General features: G+C 73.8%; 18 protein-coding genes. 8 read left to right on the top strand and 10 right to left on the bottom strand.

What is annotated here, in order from left to right:
- Positions 1–54 precede the first annotated feature (54 nt).
- The gene (glnA, locus tag O2W16_RS01710; protein WP_269157068.1) at positions 55–1,488 is read left to right on the top strand and encodes a type I glutamate--ammonia ligase; all 1,434 of its coding nucleotides are present in this window, start codon (positions 55–57) and stop codon (positions 1,486–1,488) included.
- Positions 1,489–1,586: 98 nt separating this feature from the next.
- On the opposite strand, the gene O2W16_RS01715 is transcribed toward glnA (O2W16_RS01710), so the two are convergent.
- A complete protein-coding gene (locus O2W16_RS01715) occupies positions 1,587–2,825 on the bottom strand; it encodes an EAL domain-containing protein (RefSeq protein ID WP_269157069.1) in 1,239 nt (412 codons plus the stop codon).
- Positions 2,826–2,942: 117 nt separating this feature from the next.
- On the opposite strand from O2W16_RS01715, the gene O2W16_RS01720 reads away from it, so the two are divergent.
- The gene (locus O2W16_RS01720; RefSeq protein WP_269157070.1) at positions 2,943–3,776 is read left to right on the top strand and encodes an alpha/beta fold hydrolase; all 834 of its coding nucleotides are present in this window, start codon (positions 2,943–2,945) and stop codon (positions 3,774–3,776) included.
- 82 nt (positions 3,777–3,858) lie between these two features.
- On the opposite strand, the gene O2W16_RS01725 is transcribed toward O2W16_RS01720, so the two are convergent.
- Complete coding sequence (locus O2W16_RS01725; protein WP_269157071.1) at positions 3,859–5,418, bottom strand: AMIN-like domain-containing (lipo)protein; 1,560 nt, start codon at positions 5,416–5,418, stop codon at positions 3,859–3,861.
- Positions 5,419–5,691: 273 nt separating this feature from the next.
- Between O2W16_RS01725 and O2W16_RS01730 the strand changes: the two genes are divergently transcribed.
- Complete coding sequence (locus O2W16_RS01730) at positions 5,692–7,251, top strand: methyl-accepting chemotaxis protein (protein ID WP_269157072.1); 1,560 nt, start codon at positions 5,692–5,694, stop codon at positions 7,249–7,251.
- Positions 7,252–7,370: 119 nt separating this feature from the next.
- A complete protein-coding gene (locus tag O2W16_RS01735) occupies positions 7,371–8,390 on the top strand; it encodes an iron-containing redox enzyme family protein (RefSeq protein ID WP_269157073.1) in 1,020 nt (339 codons plus the stop codon).
- Between the two features lie 21 nt (positions 8,391–8,411).
- On the opposite strand, the gene O2W16_RS01740 is transcribed toward O2W16_RS01735, so the two are convergent.
- From O2W16_RS01740 to glnA (O2W16_RS01760), 5 genes are all read right to left on the bottom strand, one after another.
- On the bottom strand, positions 8,412–9,686 hold the full coding sequence (locus O2W16_RS01740; protein ID WP_269157074.1) for a hypothetical protein: 1,275 nt from the start codon (positions 9,684–9,686) through the stop codon (positions 8,412–8,414).
- Positions 9,687–9,793: 107 nt separating this feature from the next.
- Positions 9,794–10,156, bottom strand: a complete 363-nt coding sequence (locus tag O2W16_RS01745) for a CDGSH iron-sulfur domain-containing protein (RefSeq protein ID WP_269157075.1) — start codon at positions 10,154–10,156, stop codon at positions 9,794–9,796.
- A gap of 60 nt (positions 10,157–10,216) precedes the next feature.
- The gene (locus tag O2W16_RS01750; protein WP_269157076.1) at positions 10,217–13,318 is read right to left on the bottom strand and encodes a bifunctional [glutamine synthetase] adenylyltransferase/[glutamine synthetase]-adenylyl-L-tyrosine phosphorylase; all 3,102 of its coding nucleotides are present in this window, start codon (positions 13,316–13,318) and stop codon (positions 10,217–10,219) included.
- A 2-nt stretch (positions 13,319–13,320) separates the two neighbouring features.
- On the bottom strand, positions 13,321–14,052 hold the full coding sequence (locus O2W16_RS01755; RefSeq protein ID WP_269157077.1) for a type 1 glutamine amidotransferase: 732 nt from the start codon (positions 14,050–14,052) through the stop codon (positions 13,321–13,323).
- 65 nt (positions 14,053–14,117) lie between these two features.
- Positions 14,118–15,467: a type I glutamate--ammonia ligase gene (gene glnA, locus O2W16_RS01760; protein WP_269157078.1), complete on the bottom strand. Its 1,350-nt coding sequence runs from the start codon at positions 15,465–15,467 to the stop codon at positions 14,118–14,120.
- A 187-nt stretch (positions 15,468–15,654) separates the two neighbouring features.
- Here glnA (O2W16_RS01760) and O2W16_RS01765 point away from each other — a divergent pair, with 187 nt between their 5' ends.
- Both O2W16_RS01765 and panB read left to right on the top strand, forming a co-directional pair.
- Positions 15,655–17,508, top strand: a complete 1,854-nt coding sequence (locus O2W16_RS01765; RefSeq protein ID WP_269157079.1) for an NAD+ synthase — start codon at positions 15,655–15,657, stop codon at positions 17,506–17,508.
- Positions 17,505–18,335 (top strand): 3-methyl-2-oxobutanoate hydroxymethyltransferase, encoded by an 831-nt coding sequence (gene panB / locus O2W16_RS01770; RefSeq protein WP_269157080.1) that lies wholly within the window; start codon positions 17,505–17,507, stop codon positions 18,333–18,335. The genes O2W16_RS01765 and panB overlap by 4 nt, the downstream gene beginning before the upstream one ends.
- Before the next feature lie 148 nt (positions 18,336–18,483).
- Here panB and npdG read toward each other — a convergent pair whose 3' ends face one another.
- Together npdG and O2W16_RS01780 are read right to left on the bottom strand one after the other, a co-directional pair.
- The gene (npdG, locus tag O2W16_RS01775) at positions 18,484–19,179 is read right to left on the bottom strand and encodes an NADPH-dependent F420 reductase (RefSeq protein WP_269157081.1); all 696 of its coding nucleotides are present in this window, start codon (positions 19,177–19,179) and stop codon (positions 18,484–18,486) included.
- Positions 19,180–19,264: 85 nt separating this feature from the next.
- Entirely contained in the window at positions 19,265–19,453 is a 189-nt protein-coding gene (locus tag O2W16_RS01780; protein WP_269157082.1) for a hypothetical protein, read from the bottom strand.
- Positions 19,454–19,628: 175 nt separating this feature from the next.
- On the opposite strand from O2W16_RS01780, the gene O2W16_RS01785 reads away from it, so the two are divergent.
- A complete protein-coding gene (locus O2W16_RS01785) occupies positions 19,629–20,792 on the top strand; it encodes a GGDEF domain-containing protein (protein WP_269157083.1) in 1,164 nt (387 codons plus the stop codon).
- 61 nt (positions 20,793–20,853) lie between these two features.
- Complete coding sequence (locus O2W16_RS01790) at positions 20,854–22,176, top strand: M24 family metallopeptidase (RefSeq protein ID WP_269157084.1); 1,323 nt, start codon at positions 20,854–20,856, stop codon at positions 22,174–22,176.
- Here the strand turns inward: O2W16_RS01790 and O2W16_RS01795 are convergent.
- A complete protein-coding gene (locus tag O2W16_RS01795) occupies positions 22,109–22,918 on the bottom strand; it encodes a potassium channel family protein (protein WP_269157085.1) in 810 nt (269 codons plus the stop codon). The two genes, O2W16_RS01790 and O2W16_RS01795, sit on opposite strands and share 68 nt — an antisense overlap.
- Between the last annotated feature and the right edge of the window lie 4 nt (positions 22,919–22,922).

Genomic DNA, 22,922 nt, shown 5'->3' on the forward strand with positions numbered 1-22,922 from the left:
GCAACCCCGCACTCGTAACTTGCGGGTGGCTTTCCGTCCACTCCCGGAGGATCGATGTTCAACAGTCCCGAAGAGGTCACCGCTTACATCCGCGACAACGACGTGAAGTTCGTCGACGTCCGGTTCTGCGACCTGCCTGGCGTCATGCAGCACTTCACCATCCCCGCGGAGACCTTCGGGCCTGACACCTTCGCCGACGGCCTGGGCTTCGACGGCTCGTCCATCCGCGGGTTCCAGGCGATCAACGAGTCCGACATGCTGCTGCTGCCCGACGCGAGCAGCGCCTACCTCGACCCGTTCCGCATCCACAAGACGCTGAACATCAACTTCTTCATCCACGACCCGATCACGCGCGAGGCCTACAGCCGCGACCCGCGCAACGTGGCGAAGAAGGCCGAGGCCTACCTGGCGGCCAGCGGCATCGCCGACACCGCGTACTTCGGCCCCGAGGCCGAGTTCTACGTCTTCGACTCGGTGCGGCACAACACCTCGATCAACGAGGGCTACTACCACATCGACGCGGTCGAGGGCTCCTGGAACACCGGCTCGCTCACCGGCGAGAACGGCGGCCCCAACCTGGGGTACAAGACCCGGCCCAAGGGCGGCTACTTCCCCGTCGAGCCCTACGACCACCAGAGCGACCTGCGCTCGACGATGATGGTGAACCTGGCCAACGCCGGGCTCGAGCTCGAGCGTGGTCACCACGAGGTCGGCACCGGCGGCCAGGCGGAGATCAACTACAAGTTCGACACCCTGCTGCGCTCGGCCGACAGCCTGATGCTCTTCAAGTACATCGTGAAGAACACCGCCTGGGCAGCCGGCAAGTCGGCCACCTTCATGCCGAAGCCGCTGTTCGGCGACAACGGCTCGGGCATGCACTGCCACCAGAGCCTCTGGAAGGACGGCGAGCCGCTCTTCCACGCCGAGACCGGCTACGCCGGGCTGTCCGACATGGCGCGGCACTACATCGGTGGCCTGCTGGCCCACGCCCCGTCGCTGCTGGCCTTCACCAACCCGACGGTCAACAGCTACCACCGGCTGGTGCCCGGCTACGAGGCGCCGATCAACCTGGTCTACTCCGCGCGCAACCGGTCGGCGTGCACGCGCATCCCGATCTCCGGCGACAGCCCGAAGGCCAAGCGCATCGAGTTCCGGGTGCCCGACCCGTCGGCCAACCCCTACCTCGCCTTCTCGGCGATGCTGATGGCCGGCCTCGACGGCGTCAAGAACAAGATCGAGCCCCCGGCACCGATCGACAAGGACCTCTACGAGCTGCCGCCCGAGGAGGCCCTCGGCATCGAGAAGGTGCCGGCGTCGCTGGACGCGGTGCTCGACCGGCTCGAGGTCGACCACGACTACCTGCTCGACGGTGGCGTGTTCACCTCCGACCTGATCGAGACCTGGATCGAGTACAAGCGGGAGAACGAGATCGACCCGATCCGGCTCCGCCCGCACCCGCACGAGTTCGCGATGTACTACGACATCTGATCGACGGGGCCGTCACCGGCCCTGACCTGTAGGACAGCGCAGCCCCCGACCGGTTCCCCGGCGGGGGCTGCGCTGTTCGTGGGGTCACCTCGCTCCGCTCACCCGGCCGTCGCGGGCACCGTCGGGTCCTCCGCAGAGGTCCGGGCGCGTGGCACCTGCACCGTCGGTGCGGCGACCGCGGCACCGGGGTCCTCGGGGCGGCCGAAGTGCCAGCCCTGACCGAGGTCCACCCCGAGGCCACGGAGCACCGCCGCCTCGGGGGCGGTCTCGATGCCCTCGGCCACGACGCCCGCCCCGCAGCCGTGCCCGAACTCGACGAGGGAGGCGACCAGCCGGGTGAGCACCGGGTCGGTGTCGACGCCGGAGACGATGCTGCGGTCCAGCTTGATCACGTCCGGTGCGGTGATGACGATGTGCCGCAACGAGGAGAACCCGGCGCCGACGTCGTCGATGGCCAGCCGCATCCCACGGGCACGGAACGGGCCGAGCACGGCGGCCAGGGCGGCGTAGTCCGCCACCTGGTCGTGCTCGGACAGCTCGAGCAGCACCCGGTCCAGCGGCAGGGTCTCCATCAGCGCCGCGAACTCCGGCTGCACCAGCGTCGCCGGGGAGACGTTCATCGCGACGTACCCCTCGACGACGCCCAGGTGGTCCGCCGCCCGGCGCAGCGCCAGCAGCTCCAGCTCGTGACCCAGCCCCACGCTGTGCGCCTCCTCGAAGCACACGTCCGGCGCCTTCCCCCACGCTGCCGGGAACCGGCTGAGCGCCTCGGACCCGACCCGCAGCCCGGTGGCCAGGTCGACGATCGGCTGCAGGAGGACGACCGGTCCCCCGCCGGAGACCACCGGCTCCAGTCGGCCCAGCAGCTCGCTCCGCCGCTCCCGCTCGCGCACCGAGGGCTCGATGAGCACCGCCGCCGCCGAGGCGAGCACGGTCATCAGCGACTGGTCCCGCTTGGTGAGCCCCTTGTCCGTGGTGAGGCCGGCCGCGCAGAACGTGCCGTAGAGCTCGCCGTCGCTCAGCACGACGGGCACGGAGACGAAGCTGCGGATCCTCGGCATCCGGGCGGCCGGCAACGCCATCGCCACCGGGTGCTGCCGGACATCGGGGATCACCGCCGGCAGCTCGCCGTCCAGGATGGCCTGGCAGAAGGTCTCCTCCTGGCGCTGCTGGTTGCCCTCCTGGAACAGGAAGGGCACCGAGGACTCGACGACCTCCAGGTGCTGGGTCGTGCCGTCCAGCCGGCTGAGGAAGGCCACGGAGAGCTGCAGCGACTCCTTCGCGGTCCGGAGCAGCTCGGCGACCTTCTGGTCGGCTTCCGACCGTCTCTTCTTCACGTTCACTCCTCGTGGCCTGTACCGGTCTCATCGGCTGGTCCAGGCCACAGCTGTAGCCGCGCGCCGGAACTGGTCCGACCGCGCATCGACCGGGTCCTGACGGGCACTGAGGTGGGCATGGACCTGCCGATCGGAGAGACCCAGCTCGTCCCCGTGGACGACGACGCGATGAACGTCTGGACGGCCGGGGAGGACGGACCCACCGTCCTGCTCGTCCACGGGATACCGACCAACCACCGGCTCTGGTGGGACGTCGTCCCGGCCGTGGCGCAGCGGGCCCGGGTGCTGGCCGTGGACATGGCCGGCTACGGCGACTCCCCCGCACCCGACGGCCAGCCGGTGGACCTCGCGGCCCAGGCCGCCCGGTTGCTCGGGCTGCTCGACGCCCTGGACCTGGACCGGGTGATCGTGGTGGGACACGACCTGGGCGGCGGCGTGGCGCAGATCCTCGCCACGACGGCGAGCACACGGGTCGCCGGCCTGGGCGTCGTCGACGGCGTCTGCTACGACGCGTGGCCGGTGCCGCTGGTCCGGGCGATGAAGGCCGGCTGGCCGCTGATCCGGCAGCTGCCCCCCGCAGCCCTGGGGACGGCGTTGCGGCCCGCGCTGCGCACGCTGTTCGCCCACCAGGAGCGTGCGACGCCCTTCCTGGACCGGTTCGTCGAGCCCTGGGAGCGGCCGGACGGGCCCCGTCTGCTGAGCCGACACCTGCGCTCCCTGGACTCCGTGTACACCCAGACGGTGGCCCCGTTCCTGTCGCGCCTCACCGTCCCGGCCGAGGTCGTGTGGGGCCGGCAGGACCACCAGCTGAAGCCCGAGCACGGCCAGCGGCTGGCCGACGACCTGCCCGGTGCCCGGCTCACCTGGGTCGAGGACGCCAGTCACTTCGTCCCGGCCGACCGCCCGGACGTGGTGGCGGAGGCGGTGCTGCGGCTGGTCGACCGCGTCTGACCTCGCACGGAGAACGGCCCGCCTCCTCGTGGAGGCGGGCCGTCACCCGTCTGGTGGTCAGGCCGGTCAGCCGGTTCCGCGATCAGCCCTGGCCGCCGGCCGTGATGTCCAGGGTGTGCACCATGTGGTCGAGGACCCGGACGTTGCGCTCGTAGTCGAACTCGGGCAGCCCCACGGTGTTCACCACCAGCGTGGCCGGGCCGTCCGGACCACCGGCACCCAGGTCGATCAGGTAGGTCGTGATCGGGGTGCCCTCGGGCCACAGGCCCTCACCGGTCGAGGTGCGCTGGACCCGGACGCCCTGCCGCCCGTCGACGATGGTGCCGCTGCGGCTCTCCTCGGCACCCTCCTGCGGCGCGCTGGCCCGGGCGTACGGGACCGGCTCCACCGAGGCGGAGATCGGCGCCGTCCGGACGTCGGTGCCCTCGGTCAGGGTGAACGGCTCAGGAGCGAACCGCGAGCAGGGCGGCAGCACGTCACCGGCGTTGGTCGACCACGACCCGGGGTAGCTGATCGCGAAACCGTCCGGGTGCTCGCACCGGTCGCCCAGGTCGACCGGCGGCAGCCCGTCCTGGGCCAGCACGTCGACGACGATGCGCTGCGGCGAGGAGAGCCGGGAGACCGCGAACGGCCGCTCCGCGTCGAGCCCGGCGAAGAACGTGTACTGGCCCTCGAAGAGGGTGTCCTCCACCAGGGTCTGCAGCACCGATGCCCCGGGCACCTGCTGACGATCCGGACCGTCCCAGGGCTGCACGCCCTCCGGGGCGTCGGCGGGGAGTGCGATGTTGGTCAGGGTGATGCCCAGGACGGCGTCCCCCGGCACGTCGATGGGCGCCCCGGAGCCCTGGGCCCGCGGGTCGTCGGTGTACCCGACCTGCCAGCCGGCCTCGCCCTCACCGGCGACCTCGAAGACGATCCGGTCGAAACCGGGGTGGGCCCCCAGTCGGACGTCGGTGACCGCCACCGGTTCCCCGGATCCGGAGACCACGGAGTCCGCGACGTCCCCGGCCCCGATCGGCTCGATCGACTCCGCCGGCTCCTGGTACAGGTCCACGACCAGCCGGGTCGGGTCCTCCAGCACGGCGACGCCGAAGGGGACGCGCTGCTCCAACCCGATCGTCCAGGCCAGCTGGCCCTCGAAGTCGCCGGTCTCGACCACCTCGGTGACGACGGCACCGTCGGACGGGGCGACCCGGTCAGGACCGGTGTAGGTCTCCCGCGGCTCGGAGCCGGTCAGGTCCACGCCGCTGGCGGGCGCGACCCGCACCTCGAGGAACGCCTGACCGGGCACCGCGACCTCGGCGCCGGAGCCGTCCTCGGTGATCGGGGGCTCGACGTAGGACACCCGGTACCCGGGCACCGCGTCGCCGGCGAACTCCAGCACCACGCGGTCGAAACCGTCGTGCCCAGCGGTCCGCACGTCGGTCAGGTACGCCGTCGGCCCGGTCACGTCAGGGAAGCCGCCCGCCTGCACCGGGTCCGTGCCCGGCGTGCCCACGGGTTGGAGCCCGGTCGGCGGCGCCTGCTCCCCGGCGGATGGCGCCGGGGTGGGTGGCGCGGGCTGCGGTGCGGTGGTGGCACCGCCCACCAGCCCGCTGGCCGTCAGCAGCACAGCGGAGGAGAGCGCGAGGAAGGTGTTCATGAGACAGACCCCGATCCGATCGTGGTTGTGTCGTCCATGTCTTGTGGCCCTTGCCACCCGACACGGCCGCAAACATCGATCCGGCACGTGTTCGGACGCGACCGGGCGACCGCGGACTGGGCGGCACACGACCGGGTTGTCCCCCGGCTCAACTGCCGCCGTGACCTGCCGATGTCCATGACGAGCTGGCCGACCACTGCTGGGGTCCGGGGCAGCCCAGCACGCCGCCGCGGACCCCGCGGGCCGGCGCCGAGCCGGCGATGGAGGACATGGATGAGGCGGCGCACCAGCACCCCGGTCACGAACGGCATCGAGGTGGGGCACATGCCCCGCGACGTCGAGGCCGTGGAGGCCGTGATCGCCCGCCTCGACCAGGGCGTCACCGACGAACCCCAGGCCCACCGGGTGATCCTCGAGACGCTCGTCCACGAGCTGGACATCGCCTACGGTGCGGTCTGGCTGGTCGCGGACGGCGGCGTCTTCCACCTGACGCACGAGTCCGGCCCCCTGGCACCGACCATCGCCGCGGGCTTCGGCGGCAAGGCGCTGCAGATGACCGCCTCCGACGGCTACGGCGGGGAGGCGATCCGCACCGAGCGGGCGCTGGTGACGGACGGGAGCAGCGACCCCCGGAGGTGCCTGCGCTGGGCTGCGGCGCTCGCCGCCGGCGCCACGGCCGGGTGCATCCTGCCGCTGGTCGAGAACGGCCGGGTCGTCGCGCTCTACGAGTACTACAACGCCGGGGAGCTGCCCTTCTTCGGCGCCCGCCAGGGCAAGTGGGACTCGTTGGGCCGGCTGCTCAGCCACGCCCGCAGGTCCGCGCTGGGCAGGGCGGAGCTGCAGGAGACGCTCGACGACCGGGTCGCGGTCACCACCGTCGTGACCGAGCTGAGCGCCGCCCGCGACCAGCAGTCCGCCCTGCGGATCGCGCTGGACACCGTGCGCGAGGCGTTCGGCTGGGCCTACGGCTCCTACTGGGCACTGGACGAGGGCGCGAACGTGCTGCGCTTCCAGCAGGAGTCCGGTTCGGCCGGTGAGGAGTTCCGCAAGGTCACCCTCACCGCCAGCTTCGCTGAGGGGATCGGCCTCTCGGGGCGCACCTGGCGGTCCCGGGACCTCTTCTTCGTCCGCGACATCGGCGAGATGACCGACTGCGTCCGTGCGCCGGCGGCGCAGCGCGCCGGGGTCAAGTCCGGGGTGTGCTTCCCGCTGATGGTCGGTGGCCGGGTCGTCGGCACGATGGACTTCTTCGTCACCACGACGATCGAGCTGTCGGAGTCCCGCCGGTCGGCGCTGCGGAACGTGCAGCAGCTGGTGTCCCAGCGCCTGGACGTGCTGCGCCGCACGGAGGAGTCGGCGGAGAACGCCCGCGAGCTGCTGGACACCGTGTCCCGGCTCCGTGAGGCCGCCGATGATGCGGGCCAGGTGGCGGAGAGCGCGGTCAGCCAGGCGTCCACGATGACCACCGAGGTCGAGGCGCTGGACGAGGCCTCGGCCGCCGTCGGCGAGGTCATCCGGATCATCTCCGGCATCGCCGACCAGACCAACCTGCTGGCGTTGAACGCCACCATCGAGGCAGCGCGCGCCGGCGAGCTGGGCAAGGGCTTCGCGGTCGTGGCCAGCGAGGTCAAGGACCTCGCCCGGGAGACCGCCAACGCGACGCAGAAGGTGTCCGACCAGATCGCCGGGATCCAGGCGAGCAGCAAGGCGGTGGCCGACGGCATCCACACCACCGGGGAGATCATCGGCCAACTGGACGCCGTCCAGGCCCGGATCGGCGAGGTGCTGGAGGAGCAGGCCCGGATGGCCTCCGCCTTCGACCAGCAGGTCTGACCTCGCAGCACGCCGCGCTCCGGCCCTCGCCCGGAGGTCCGGAGCCAGGCAGCAGATGGCGCACCACCGATCCGTCCCGGGAGGTTCCGGACGGCGACCGGCTGGGCATGATCGGACCCATGCGCCTTCCCAAGCCACGGGGCCCCGTCAGCGCCGCGCTGTGCGCGGACCTCGCCGCCGGGTCGACCCTCAGCACCCGCACGCTCGCCGCCGCCGAGGGGCTGGCGACCTCGGCAGCCGACCCGCTGACCGACGACGACCTCCAGCTGACCCTGGCCATCTGCTACGAGCTGCACTACCGCGGTTTCGCCGAGGTGGACGACGCCTGGGAGTGGGACCCCGAGCTGCTGCGGCTGCGCGCCCTGCTCGAGCAGCGGCACCTGGCGGCGCTGCGGGCTCTGGTCACGCCGGTCGAGGTCACCGACGCACCGGTGGACCAGCAGCTCAGCGCCGTGATCGCGGCCGACGACGGGCCCTCGCTGTCGAGGTACCTGGCCAAGCAAGGCACCCGTGAGCAATGGCAGGAGTACCTCACGCTGCGGTCGGTGTACCACCTGAAGGAAGGTGACCCGCACACCTGGGCGATCCCGCGGATCAGCGGGCGGGCCAAGGCGGCGATGGTGGAGATCCAGGCCGACGAGTACGGCGGCGGGTCGGCCGAGCGCATGCACAGCCAACTGTTCGCCGGGATGATGGCCGACCTGGGCCTGGACACCGGCTACGGCGCCCTCTGGGACGCTGCCCCCGCGGTGGCCTTCACCTCGGTCAACACCATGTCGCTGTTCGGGCTGCACCGCCGGTTCCGGGGCGCGTGCCTGGGCCACCTGACGGCGGTGGAGATGACCTCCTCGGAGCCCAGCCGCCGTTACTCCTCCGGGCTGCGCCGCCTCGGGTTCGGCGAGTCGACCAGCGTCTTCTACGACGAGCACGTGGAGGCCGACGCCGTCCACGAGCAGATCGCCTCGGTCGACATGTGCGGGTCGCTGGTGGCCGAGGACCCGTCGCTCGCCGCCGACGTCCTGTTCGGTGCGCAGTGCTCACTGGCGCTGGACGGCCTCACCGCCGAGCACCTGCTGGGCGCCTGGGAGGCCGGGCGCTCCGGCCTGCGCCGGGAGCAGCCGGTCGCCGCCCAGGTCTGACGGCGACCGGCTGCCCGCCGGTCAGCGGAGGCCGAAGACCGACAGCGAGCCGTCGTCCTCGTTGCTCGTGACGAACAGCCCACGGGACGGGATGGCGAGGAGCCCCTCGGGGGCGTCGCCGACGGGCAGCACCTGGAGCAGCTCCGGCGCGGCATCGCGGTCGGTGTCGTAGACGAGGACGGCGTCACCGCGCTCGGCACCGATGAACGTGTAGTCGACCCCGCGCATCCGGGCGACCTCCGCGCCCTCGAACTCCGCGCCCTTGTCGTCGCTGCGCCCGTCCGGGTACGCGCCGACGGCTGCGAGCGCCTGCTCGGCGGAGCCACCGCTGCTGTGCAGCACCGTGCCGTCCTGGGCGAACACCGTCCAGCCACGGCCGCCGGCGGGCTCCTCGGCCAGGTCGCCCTCGTCGGCGGTGACCAGGTTGCCGCGCAGCGTCCACTGCACGGTGTCCGGCTCCCGCGGGGCGACCAGCGGGTCGTCGAAGGCGACGACGTCGTCGTCGACGGTGTCGGCGTCGGTGCGGGTGACCGTGCCGGCCGAGAACGAGTTGATCACCGTGCGGCGGGCCAGGTCGACCAGCGCGACGGCGTTGTTCTCCTGGAGGGTCACGGCGGCGACGTCCCGGCCGTCGACGTCGACGAACTCCGGCTCGGGGTCGTCGGCGAAGACCGCACCCGGCAGCCCGGTCAGCTCCACCCGGCCCACCGTCCACGCGCTCACCGGGCCGCGCAGGTCGACCACGGAGAGGAAGCCGGCCGGCAGCTGCGGCAGGCCGCCCTCCACGTCCCCGACCTCGATGTCCTCGTCGCGCTGGTTCTCGATCGCGATCGCCGCGAAGACGCCGCTGGGGCCGACGTCGATCGAGTCGGGCTGACCGCCCAGGTCGATGGTGCGCACGATCGCCCGCCGCGGCAGGTCGACGACCGCCAGGTGGCCCGAGGGCCGGGTCAGGTCGGTGGTGGTGTCGACCGCGACCAGGGCGTACCGGGCGCTGGAGGTGACGGTGACCGAGGTCGGCGAGCCGCCCACGTCGATGGTCCCCCGGTCCCGCGGCGCGCTGGGGTCGCTCAGGTCGACCAGCCCGATCCGGCCGAGCTCGGAGTCGGTGTAGACGACCGTCCGCCCGTCCGGGGTGGCCGAGATGATCTCGGCGACCTCTCCCTCCACGGGGAACGTGGCCAGGGGCGTGAACGTGCGTGCCGGTGCGGCTGCGGCCGGGCCGGCGGCGGCCAGCAGGGCGAGCGCGCTGAGCGAGAGCACGGCGGTGACGGGACGGAGCGGACGACGGAGCACGGGCCACCTCAGGAGTTCGGGTCAGGGTCTCCGCCGACCCTGGTACGCCCGCACGGCCGGCAGGTGGCCCACCGGCGAACACGCGGTGGACCGGGGCCGACGTCCGCTCAGGTCGGCGGCCGGTGCCCGTCGTCGGACTCGCGACCGGCCTCCTGGAACAGCCGGGCCGCCGGCCGGGGGCGGGACGGGGCGCTGCCGGAGTGGAACCCGGCCCGCTTGTGGGTGCCGTCGCAGAAGGGCTTGATCCCGGACTTCCCGCAGCGGCACAGCGCCACCGTCTTGCGGCCGGGGTCGATCTCCTGGCCGTCGGTGTCCACGAGCTGGAAGTTCCCGCGCACGATCAGCGGCCCGTCCCGGTACGGCGTGATCGTCGCCGTCGGCTCGTCGGCCGGGGGCTCGTCACGCACCCGGGCGTCGGTCACGTCGGCGGGGTCGTCGGGCGCGGGGACCGGGCTCTGCTGGGTGGGCACCGCTCGATGGTGCCCGGGACCGGCCGTGCTCAACCGACCGCCCCGTCGGTGCCCGCCCGCTCAGCCCTCGTCGGTGTGGCCGTAGAAGACCCGCTCCACGACCGTGCGCGCGTGCCGGGTGACCCGCCGGTACTCGTCGAGGAACTGCCCGGCGTCGGTCTCCGGCCCGTAGCCGCATGCCCGGGCCACCCCGCTCAGCTCCAGGCCCTGCCGGGGCAGCTGGTCCCCGGGCCGCCCGCGGACCAGGAAGACGGCGTTGCGCGCCCGGCTGGCCAGCTCCCACGCCGACCGCAGCGCGTCCCGCTGCTCGGCGTCCAGCAGCCCGGCCTCCCCCAGCGCCTCCAGGGCCGCCACCGTGCCGGTGACCCGCAGCTCCGGGTGCGTCGCGGCGTGCTGCAGCTGGAGCAGCTGCGCGGTCCACTCCACGTCGGCCAGCCCGCCCCGGCCGAGCTTGGTGTGCGTGGCCGGGTCGGCGCCACGGGGCAGCCGCTCGCTGTCCACCCGGGCCTTGATCCGGCGGATCTCGGCCACCTGCTCGGCCGACAGCCCCTCGGCCGGGTACCGCAGCGGATCGATCAGGGCGACGAACTCCCGGCCCAGCGCCTCGTCGCCGGCCACCGGCTCGGCGCGCAGCAGCGCCTGCACCTCCCAGGTGGAGACCCAGCGCTCGTAGTACTCGGCGAACGCGCTCAGGCTCCGCGACATGGCGCCCTGGCGGCCCTCGGGACGGAGGTTGGCGTCGACCTCGAAGGCCGGGTCGGGCGCGGGTTCGCTCAGCAGCCGGCGCAGGGCGTGCGCGATGGCGGTGGCCGCCGACGTGGCCCGGCCCTCGTCCGCCCCCGGGCGCAGGCGGTGCACGAACAGGACGTCGGCGTCCGAGCCGTAGCCCAGCTCGGCGCCGCCCAGCCGGCCCATCCCGATCACCGCGACGTCGACCGGGACGTCCTGGACCGTCAGCCCGGTCTCGACGGCCCAGCTGCGCACCGCGGCGTCCAGCCCGGCGCGCAGCGTGGCCACCGCGACGTCGTACAGCGCCTGGCCCACCCGGAGCACCTCCAACCGGCCGAGCAGGTCGGCGCAGGCGATCCGCAGCAGCTCCTGGCGGCGCAGCGACCGGAGCACCTGCACGCCGGCGCTCGGGCTGTCGGCCCGGGCCACCGCCTGCCGCCACGCCGAGGTGAGCGTCTCGGCGCTGCGGGGCTCCAGCTGGGCGTCGTCGGCCAGGATGCGCATCGCCTCCGGCGTGCGGGTCAGCAGGCCGGCGACGTACTGGCTGGAGCCCAGGAGCACGGCCAGCCGCTCGGCGGCCTGCCCCTCGTCCCGCAGCAGCCGCAGAAACCACTGGTCGTTGCCCAGCGCCTCGCTGACCTTGCGGTAGGCCAGCAGCCCGGCGTCGGGGTCGGCGCAGGAGGCGAAGGTCTGCAGCAGCACCGGGAGCAGGTATCGCTGCATGGACGCCGACCGGCTCAGCCCACCGGTGAGCACGGTCAGGTGCCGGAGCGCACCGTCGGGGTCGGCGAAGCCCAGCGCCCGCAGCCACTCCCCCGCCGCCTTCGGGCCCAGCTGCAGCTGCTCGCCCGGCACCCGGGCGACCGAGGACAGCAGCGGCCGGTAGAAGAGCTTCTCGTGCAGCCGGCGGACCACCCGGTTGTGCAGGGCCAGCTCCGCCTGCAGGACGGCGACCGAGTCGCCGCGCTGGTCGGGCTTGTAGCCCAGCGAACGGGCCAGCCAGCGCAGCTGGTCGCCGGCCACCGGCAGCAGGTGGGTGCGCCGCAGCCGCAGCAGCTGCAGCCGGTGCTCGACGGTGCGCAGGAAGCGGTAGGAGGCGATGAGCGTGGCGGCGTCCTCGCGCCCGATGTACCCGCCGGCGCCCAGGACGGTCAGCGCCGGGATCGTGCCGCCGGCGCGCAGCGACACGTCGGCGCGGCCGTGCACCAGCTGCAGCAGCTGGACGCTGAACTCGACGTCCCGGAGGCCGCCGCGGCCGAGCTTGAGCTGCCGCTCGGCCTGCGCGGCGGGGATGTTCTGCTCCACCCGGCGGCGCATCGCCTGGATGTCCGCGACGAAACCGGGCCGGTCACCGGCCTTCCAGACCAGCGGCCAGATCTGGTCCACGTACTCCCGGCCCAGCGACGGGTCACCGGCCACTGGCCGCATCTTGAGCAGGGCCTGGAACTCCCAGGTGCTGGCCCACTGGTCGTAGTACGCGCGGTGCCCGGCCACGGTGCGGACCAGCGGACCGGCCTTGCCCTCCGGGCGCAGCGCCGCGTCCACCTCCCAGGCGGCCTGCCCGCAGACGCGCATGAGGGCACCGGCGACCCGCGCAGCGCTGGCGACGGCCGCGGCGTCGTCCTCCCCCTCGACGGGTTCGGCGACGAAGACCACGTCGACGTCGCTGACGTAGTTCAGCTCCCGGCCACCGCACTTGCCCAGCCCGATGACGGCCAACCGGCACGGGGTCGCGTCGGCCGGCTGCTCGGCGAGGGCCAGGGCGAGGCCGGCGGTGAGCACGGCACCGGCGATGTCGGACAGCTCGGCGGCCACCTCGTCGGCGGGCAGCCCGTCGCCCAGGTCACGGCCGGCCAGCGAGAGGACGGCGCGCAGGTAGGCGTGCCGGAGGTCGCGGACCCGGGCGGGGTCGGCGTCGGGTGCCGAGGAGCCCAGCCGCACGCCCCACGGCGGGTCGTGCGGGTCGGCCCCCACGGCGAACAGCAGCTGCTGCTCGAGCTCGTGCGGGCTGGGGCGGGCACTGCGGTCCGCGGTGTCCAGCACCACCCAGTCGGTCGGGTGCGCGGCCAGGTGGTCGGCGAGGCCGGCGGAGGCCCCGAGCACGGCCAGCAGCCGGGCACGCACCGTCGCCGAGCCGCGCAGCCGGGCCAGCAGGGCGGCCGCGAGCTCGCCGTCGGGGTCGGCGGCGTCCAGCGCCTCGACCAGCCGGGCCAGCGAGCGGACGGCGAGGTCCGGGTCGCCGGCGCGGGCCAGCGCGGAGACCACCGGGGCTGCCTCGGGGTCGGCCGGTTCGTTGCGCTCCAGGTCCCACAACCCCAGCGCCGGGGACGCCAGCAGCCGGGCCACCCGGGCGCCGTCGTCGAACCCGAAGCGCACCAGCCGGACGACGGCCCGGCGGGGCACCTCGTCGTCGAGCTGCGGAGCGGCCGCCACCGTCAGCCCCGGGTGGTGGCGCGGGCCCGCACCAGGTCGGCGAACCGGGCTGCGAAGGGCGCCCAGACCTCGGCGAGGTCGGGGTGCACGGCGCTCGCGCGGGCGCAGATGGTCTCGACGTCCAGGCCGCTGGCGGACACGCCCACCGCGTCGCCCTCGGCCCACTGCCGCACCAGGTCCGGGTCGGTCTCGATGTGGAACTGCAGGCCGTACACGTGGTCGCCGACCCGGTAGGCCTGGTTCGCGTACCGCGGGTTGCTCGCCAGCAGGGTCGCGCCGGCCGGCAGCCGGTCGATCTCGTCGTGGTGCCACTGGAGCACGTCCGGCGACAGCGGCAGCGGACCGAACAGCGGGTCGGCGTCGGCGAGGTCCCGCTTGGCCACCAGCGTCGCCCCCACCTCGGGTCCGTCGGCCCCCACCCGGGTGCTGCCGCCGCCGACCTGGGCCAGCAGCTGGGCGCCCAGGCAGATCGCCAGGGTCGGGACGTCGGCCGCGACCGCCTGGCCGAGCAGGTGCCGGACCCCGACGAGCTCCGGGGAGGTCTGCTCGTCGTCCAGCGACGACTGCGGGCCGCCCATCACCAGCAGCCCGTCGAACCCGGTCAGGTCCGCCGGCAGCGGCTGACCGGTGGACAGCCGCCGCTCGTCCAGCTCCAACCCCGCGTCGCGCAGCCACTCCCCCAGCCGGGTCGGCGGGTCGGTGTCGGAGGGGACGACGACGAGCAGGTGGGCCATGACGAGAGGCTAGTTCCCCGTCCTCCCGCGACAGAAATGGCCATTTCTGTCGCGGGAGGGGGCGGCTACAGGCCGGGGAGGTAGCGCTTCAGCTCGAAGGGCGTGACGTTCTGCCGGTAGGAGTTGAACTCCTCCCACTTGTTGCGCAGGAAGAAGTCGAAGACGTGCTCCCCGAGGGTCTCGGCGACCAGCTCGCTGCCCTGCATGGCGGTGAGCGCCTCGCCCAGGGAGACCGGCAGGTCCTCGTAGCCGGCCGCCCGCCGCTCGGTGTCGGTCAGCGACCAGACGTCGTCCTCGGCCTCGGGCGGCAGCTCGTAGCCCTTCTCGATGCCCCGCAGCCCGGCGGCCAGCAGCACCGCGAAGGTGAGGTAGGGGTTGCACGCCGAGTCCGGTGAGCGCACCTCGACCCGGGCGGAGTTGCCCTTGTTCGGCTTGTAGGAGGGCAGCCGCACCAGCGCCGACCGGTTGGCCCGGCCCCAGGTCGCCGCCGTGGGCGCCTCGGTGCCGGCCAGCAGCCGCCGGTAGGAGTTGACCGTCTGGTTGGTGACCGCGGTCATCTCCCGGGCGTGGGTCAGCAGCCCGGCGATGAACTGCTTGCCGGTGGTCGACAGCCGCATCGGGTCGGCCGGGTCGTGGAAGGCGTTGCGGTCGCCCTCGAACAACGACAGGTGGGTGTGCATCGCCGAGCCGGCCAGCTCGGTGAAGGGCTTGGGCATGAACGTCGCGTGCACACCCTGGGCCAGCGCCACCTCCCGGACGACGTGCCGCAGCGTCATGATGTTGTCGGCCATCGACAGCGCGTCGGCGTACCGCAGGTCGATCTCCTGCTGGCCGGGGGCGACCTCGTGGTGGCTGAACTCCACGGAGATGCCCATCGCCTCCAGCGCGAAGACCGCCTCCCGGCGGAAGTCGTGCGCCACGTTGTGCGTGGAGAGGTCGAAGTAGCCGCCGACGTCGGCCGGCTCCGGTGCGCTGCCGTCGCTGGGCAGGTCCTTGAGCAGGAAGAACTCGATCTCGGGGTGCGTGTAGAAGGTGAAGCCCATGTCGGCGGCCTTGCTCAGCGCCCGCCGCAGCACGTGCCGCGGGTCGGCCCAGGCCGGCGAGCCGTCGGGCAGCGTGATGTCGCAGAACATCCGCGCGGTCTCGCTGGCCTGCCCACGCGAGCCCGGCATGACCTGGAACGTGGCCGGGTCGGGCTTGGCCAGCATGTCGGACTCGTAGACCCGGGCGAAGCCCTCGATCGCCGAGCCGTCGAAGCCGATGCCCTCCGCGAACGCGGCCTCGATCTCGGCCGGCGCCACCGCGACGGCCTTGAGATAGCCGGAGACGTCGGTGAACCACAGCCGCACGAAGCGGATGTCGCGCTCCTCCAGGGTGCGCAGGACGAACTCCTGCTGGCGGTCCATGCTCGCCATGCTCCACTCCAGTCGTGACGGCGGTGTTACGTGGTCCCCAGCCTGCCCCCTCAGGGGGGCCGGGCGGAACAGGCGCCCCGGCGCGGTCGCGGACGGCACCGCCCCGACCGGCGTGTGGCGTGAACCACACTCCTCCGGGGAGTCCCCACCTGGGCGACCGGGCGGGGCGGCGACCACACTCACGGGTGTGAGTGATCAGCAGCGGACGGCGGAGTCGGTGCGGCAGCTGCGGGTGGCGCTCGCCCAGGTCGACACCCGGGTCGGCGACCTCGCGGGCAACGCCGAGCTGGTCGTCGACTGGACCCGGCGGGCCGCCGGCCGGGACGCCCACCTGGTCGTCTTCCCGGAGATGACGCTGACCGGCTACCCGGCCGAGGACCTGGTGCTCCGCGAGTCCTTCGCCCGGGCCAGCGAGCAGACGCTGGTCGAGCTGGCGGGGACGCTGGCCGAGCAGGGCCTGGGGGGCACCGCCGTCGTCGTGGGCTACCTGGCGCACACCGAGGGGGCCGGCCCGGCGCCGGTCGACCAGCTCCCCACCGACGCCGACGACGCCCCCGGCGACGCCAACCCCCGCCGCGGGGCCCCGCGCAACGCCGCGGCCCTGCTGCACGGCGGTGCCGTGGTGGCCCGGTACCACAAGCGCCACCTGCCCAACTACGGCGTCTTCGACGAGGCCCGCTACTTCGTGCCCGGCACCGAGCTGCCGGTCGTGCGGCTGCACGGCGTCGACGTCGCGCTCACGATCTGCGAGGACCTCTGGGTCGAGGGCGGCCCGTGCGGGGTGGCCGGGCAGGCCGGGGTCGACCTCGTCGTCTCCCCCAACGCGTCGCCCTACGAGCGCGCCAAGGACGACCTGCGGCTGCCGCTGGTGCAGCGGCGCGCCGCGGAGGCGCGGGCCCCGATCGTCTACTGCAACCAGGTGGGCGGGCAGGACGAGCTGGTCTTCGACGGCGACTCGCTCGCCGTCTCCGCCGCCGGCGAGCTGCTGGCCCGCGCCCCGCAGTTCGTCGAGCACCTCCTCACCGTCGACCTGACGGTGGACCCGGCGGCCGTCCCGGAGCGGCGGGCGGGCCGGATCGGGCCGATGACCGTCACCCGGCACCTGGTGTCCGAGGAGCCGGTGCCCGGCTACCCGGCGCAGCCGGGGTCGGTCGCCGAGCCGCTGAGCGACTGCGAGGAGGTCTGGCGGGCACTGGTGCTGGGCCTGCGCGACTTCATCGACAAGAACGGCATGCCGTCGGTGGTCCTCGGCATGTCCGGCGGCATCGACTCGGCGCTGGTGGCCGCGCTGGCCGTCGACGCGCTCGGTGCCGACCGGGTGGTCGGCGTCGGGCTGCCGTCGCGGTGGTCCAGCGAGCACTCCCTGGCCGACGCCGCGGACGCGGCGCAGCGGCTGGGGATGCACTACTCCGTCGTCCCGATCGCCCCGGTGGTGACGGCGTTCGAGGCGGCGGTGGAGCTGTCCGGCGTGGCCGCGGAGAACCTGCAGGCGCGGGTGCGCGGCACGCTGCTGATGGGGCTGTCCAACCAGCACGGCCACCTGCTGCTGGCCACCAGCAACAAGAGCGAGGTCGCCGTCGGCTACTCGACGCTCTACGGCGACGCCGCCGGCGGGTTCGCCCCGATCAAGGACGTGCCCAAGACCCTCGTCTGGGACCTGGCCCGGTGGCGCAACGCGCACGCCCGGGACCGCGGCGAGGTGGAGCCGATCCCGCAGAACTCCATCGACAAGCCGCCGTCGGCCGAGCTCGCCCCCGGGCAGCAGGACAGCGACTCGCTCCCCTCCTACGAGGAGCTGGACGCCGTCATCGCCGACTACGTCGACCGCGACCTGGGGCTGGCCCAGCTGCTCGAGCGTGGCCACGACCCGGAGGTGGTGGCCCGGGTGCTCCGGCTGGTCGACCTGGCGGAGTTCAAGCGCCGCCAGTCCGCACCGGGCACCAAGATCTCGTTGAAGGCCTTCGGTCGCGACCGCCGGCTGCCGATCACCAACCGCTGGCGGGAGAGCCTGCCCAGCGTCCGCGAAGGAGCAGACGCATGACCGAGTCGGTTCTCTACGGCGGCACCTCCACCGCCCGGGTGCGCGTGCACCACCTGCAGCAGGCCAAGGACCGCGGCGAGAAGTGGGCGATGCTCACCGCCTACGACACCTATGCGGCGGCGGTGTTCGAGGAGGCCGGCATCCCGGTGCTGCTGGTCGGCGACTCCGCGGGCAACGTCGTCCTCGGGCACACCTCGACCGTGCCGGTGACGGTGGAGGACCTGCTGCTGATGACCCGGGCGGTCACCCGCTCCACGCAGCGCTCGCTGATCGTCGCCGACCTGCCGTTCGGCAGCTACGAGTCCGGTCCGCAGCAGGCCTTCGACACCGCGGTGCGGATGATGAAGGAGGGCGGGGCCCAGGCGGTCAAGCTGGAGGGCGGCGTCCGGGTGGCGCCGCAGATCCGGCTGCTGACCGAGGCCGGCATCCCGGTGATGGCACACATCGGCTTCACCCCGCAGAGCGAGCACGCCCTGGGCGGCTACCGGGTGCAGGGCCGCGGCGCCGGGTCCGAGCAGCTGCTGGCCGACGCGCACGCCGTGCAGGACGCCGGCGCGTTCGCCGTGGTGATGGAGATGGTGCCCGCCGAGATCGCCGGGCAGGTCACCAAGGAGCTGACCATCCCGACGATCGGGATCGGCGCCGGGCCCGACTGCGACGCCCAGGTGCTCGTCTGGCCGGACATGGCCGGGATGACGTCCGGTCGGGTGCCGAAGTTCGTGAAGAAGTACGCCGACCTGCGCGCCGAGCTGCTCCGTGCCGCCCAGGAGTACGCAGCAGAGGTCCGCGAAGGCACGTTCCCGACCACAGAGCACTCGTTCGACTGACGTCCTCCGGACGTGGCCTGCGGCCCACCTCCGGATCACGACGATGTGCGCTGAGTGCCAGTCAGGGCGTGCCGGACTGACACTCAGCGCACGTCGTCGAGCGGCCGGGGGCCGGCCGGGGGCTGGGCGGGGGCGGGCGGGTTGTTCGTCAGACGTCGGTGATGCGGACGCCGGCGTGGGCCTTGTAGCGGCGGTTGACCGACACCAGGTTGATCGTCAGCGCCTCGACCTGGCGGGCGTTCCGCAGCCGGCCGGCGTAGACCCCGCGCATGCCCGGCAGCCGCCCGGCGAGGGCCTGCACCAGGTCGGTGGCCTCCCGGACGTCGCCGACCACCATCACGTCGCCCTCGAGCGTCGGCTGGGAGAGGTCCTCCAGCGTGACGGCCGAGAGGTGGTGGAAGGCGCCCACGATCGAGCTGTCCGGCAGCAGGGCGGCGGCCTGCTGGCACACGCTGCCCTCGGCGACGTCCAGCACATAGGCGCCGAGCTCGTCCCAGCCCATCGGGACGACGCAGTCGACGACGACCTTGCCGGCCAACGGGGTCGCCAGCTCGGCGAGGGTGTCGGCGTGCCCGGCGTACGGGACCGCGACGATCACCAGGTCCGCCGCCCCCGCGACGTCGGCGTTGGAGCCACCCCGGACCGACACCCCGACGCCGCCGGCGGCCGCGTCGGCCCGGGTGGCCACCTCGCCGGCGACCTCCTCGGCGCGTCCGGCGTCCCGGGACCCCAGCAGCACGCGCTGCCCGGCCGCGGCCAACCGCACCGCCAGACCCCGCCCCTGCGGCCCGGTGCCCCCGACCACGCCGACGACGAGGTCCTCCATCGCGCGTCCGTCCGTCACGGCTCCTCCTGTCCTCCGGGCGTCCTCACGGACGCGCCTGCCGATGATCATGCCCCGAGCGGCCGCTGACGGCCCGACGGGTGGGCTACTCCCGCCCCTCCTCCCAGGCGCGGTCGGCGGCATCGGCCGCCTCATTGCGTTCGGCGACCTTCTCCAGCGCGTCCTGGGCCTCCGCGCGGGTGTCGTACGGACCCAGGCGGTGCCGCTCGGCACAGCCGTCCCGCGTCTCGACGGCGTGGTGCTTCAGGCAGTAGAACCACGGTCCCTGCGCCATCGCCAGCTCCTCTCGTGGTCGTCCAGCCGGTGGTGTCCAGCTCGGGTGCCCAGCCTCGCACCCGACGGTCGTCCCCGCCCCCGACCGACGGTTGCTCCTGGCAACAGAACGGGTTCCGGAAATGCCGCGCCCCACCCGGTTCTGCTGGGCGCGCTCCTGCGGCATGCTGCTGGCCATGACGGGGGCCCACACGCCCGGTACGCGCGGCGGCGGGGAGCCCACCCGCCCGGTGCGCGATCCACTGCGCACGGGATGGGGTCCGGAGAACGCCCTGGTGGCCTGGGCCCTGGCGGCGCTGCTCGGCGTGCTCACGGTCCTGGGCTCGATCAACCTGTTCGTCGACGGCGCGGTACGGGACGGCGTCAGCCGTCCCGTCTACGCCGTCACGCTGGGCGCCTGCCTCCTGATCGCCGCCTCGCTGAGCGTGCGTCGACGGGCCGGCGAGGCGGTGACCGTCGCCCTGGTGCTGTTCGGGGACCTGGTCTACGTGGTGCTCGCCTGGGCGACCGGCGACCCGCTGCGCTACGCCCCTCCCCTGATGCTGTTGTTCACCTGCCTCGTCGCCGCCTGGTTCCTGGGTGTCCGGGCGCTGGCGGTGCACATGGTCGCCGTGGTCGTGGCCTGCTGGACCGCCCTGGCCGACAGCTATCCGGGCACCGCTGCGCTCGTCGTGGCCGTGGCCGCCAGCGCCGGGTTGCTCAACGCCGCCACGGTCGGGGTCTTCGTGCTGCGCCGCCGGGTGGAGCGGCTGCTGGCGGCGACCCAGGCGCTCTCCTCGACCGACCCGCTGACCGGCCTGGCGAACCGGCGGTCGCTGGTCGAGCAGGCACCGCGGATCTGGCGGCAGGCCCGGCGCGACGGCCAGCGGGTGGCGGCCCTGGTGCTGGACCTGGACCACTTCAAGCGGCTCAACGACACCTACGGCCACGCGGTCGGGGACGCCGTGCTCCGTGCGGTGTCCCGGGCACTGGCCGCCAGCGTGCGCCCCGCGGACGTGCTGGCGCGCACCGGCGGCGAGGAGCTCGTCGTCCTGGGGCTGGTGTCCGACCCCGACGAGGCCTGGCGGCTGGCCCAGCGGCTCCGGCTGGCCGTCGTGGACAGCGGACGCGCCCAGCAGCGGGCGGTGACCGTCTCGATCGGGGTCGCGCTGGCCGGGCCGGTCGACGGCGAGGACCCCACCGATGCCCTGTGGCGACTGGTCGACCGGGCCGACGCGGCGATGTACGAGGCCAAGCAGGGCGGACGGGACCGGGTGGTCGTGGCCGGCAGCACCCTCGACCTGCACCCCGAGGTGACCGGGGGCTCGCGGCGGAGTCCGGCCGGCGGCGCGACGGCCTGACCCGGACGGGCACCGCCGACGTCCCCGGGCGGCCCGGACGGCGGTCTGCTTTCCTGCCTGCATGACCGCGACCGCCGACCGGGTGGCCCCCGACCCCGCCCGCACCGTGCCGCTGCCCCTGCGCGAGCAGGCCGACGTCCGGGACCGCTGGCTGACCCAGCGCCTGCTCGACGTGCTGCCCGGGCTGATGGACCGCGCGGAGATCGACGTGTGGGTGGTCATCGGCCGTGAGTACAACGAGGACCCGGTGCTGCCGACGCTGCTGCCGGCGACCTGGCTGTCGGCCCGGCGGCGGACCATCCTGCTGTTCCACCGCAGCGACGACGGCGTCACGGCTGCGGCGGTCTCCCGGTACCCGGTCGGCCAGTTCCTCGGCTCCTGGGACGCCGACGAACAGCCCGGGCTGTCGGCGGAGGAGTCGCAGTGGGCCGCCGTCCGCCGCTTCGTCGACCAGGCCGCGCCGCGCAGGATCGGGGTCGACGTCTCGGCCACCTTCGCCCACGCCGACGGCCTGGCGCACACCGAGCACGACCTGCTGGTGCGGGCACTGGGCCCACACGCGGAGGAGCTGGTGTCGGCCGAGCAGCTGGCGGTCGGCTGGCTGGAGACCCGGCTGCCCGAGGAGATCGCCGCGCTGCACGGGCTGAACCGGTTGGCCCACGAGGTCATCGCCGAGGCGTTCTCACCGGCCGTGGTCTCCGTGGGCGAGACGACGGCGCTCGACGTGGCCTGGTGGATCCGGCAGCGCTTCGCCGACCTGGGGGTGGACGCCTGGTTCCAGCCGACGGTGGGCCTGCAGCGGGCCGGCAGCCCGCTCACCGACGAGCGCGGCACCGTGCTGCCCGGCGTCCCCTACGACGCGGTCATCGAGCCCGGCGACCTGCTGCACTGCGACGTCGGGCTCTCCAGCCTGGGCCTGATGACCGACACCCAGCGCAACGCCTACGTGCTCCGCCCCGGGGAGGACACCGCCCCGGCCGGGCTGGTCTCCGCACTGGCCGTCGGCAACCGGATGCAGGACCTGACGACCGCGGCGCTGCGACCGGGCCGGACCGGCGACGAGGTGCTCGCCGCCGCCCGCTCCGCAGCGGCCGCGGCGGGCATCGACGGCGACGTCTACTCCCACCCGGTCGGGGTGCACGGCCACGGGGCCGGCCCGGCGATCGGGATGTGGGACCAGCAGGACGGCGTCCCCGGTGCCGGCTCCGCACCGGTGCACCCGGACACCGTCTACGCCCTCGAGCTGTGCGTGCGGGTGCCGGTCGCGGAGTGGGGCGGCCAGCTGGTGCGGATGGCGCTGGAGCAGGGCATCGCGCTCACCGCTGCCGGGGTGGAGTACCTGGACGAGCGGCAGACGGAGCTGATCCTGATCCCGTCGGCCTGAGGTCGCCGGCCGGCTGCCCGGCCAGGTCCGCGCGCAGCCGGCGGACCTCCTCGGTCAGGTCGGCCAGCTGCGCGCGCAGGACGGCGCCGTCCGCCTCGTCCTGGACCTGGGCCGCGTCGGCGACCCGGCCGACGAACCAGGAGGCCACCGCCGCGGTCACCACCCCGAGCAGTGCGATGCCGCCGACCATCAGCAGGGCCGCGACCAGCCGCCCCTCACCGGTGACCGGGTACTCGTCGCCGTAGCCGACGGTGGTGATCGTGGTGAGCCCCCACCAGACGGCGTCCCCGTAGTCGGTGATGACCGCGTCGGGGGCGTCCCGTTCGGCGTCGTAGACGGCCAGCGAGGCCATGAAGACGACGAGGGCCGAGATCGAGGTGACGTAGTAGGCGACCCGGCCGTGCAGCGAGACGGTGAGCCGGCGGTCGAGCACCCGGGCGACCCGGACGAGGCTGATGATCCGCAGCGGGCGCAGCAGCGGCAGCAGCACGGCCAGGCCGTCGACCCAGTTCCGCCGGACGAAGTGCCACCGGCGTTCGGCCAGCACCAGCCGGACCACGTAGTCGACCAGGAACACCGGCCAGACCGCCACGGTCACCACCAGCAGCGCCGTCCGCACCCACCCGGGGACGTCCGGTTGCAGCACGCGCCAGGCGTAGGCGACGACGAACAGCACCGCGATGACGATCAGCGGCCACTGGCTGGCCCGCTCGTAGCGGGCCCTGATCTCCTCCCTCTGCACCCGG

It is taken from the genome of Modestobacter sp. VKM Ac-2984, from assembly GCF_026967985.1.
Lineage (GTDB): Bacteria > Actinomycetota > Actinomycetes > Mycobacteriales > Geodermatophilaceae > Modestobacter.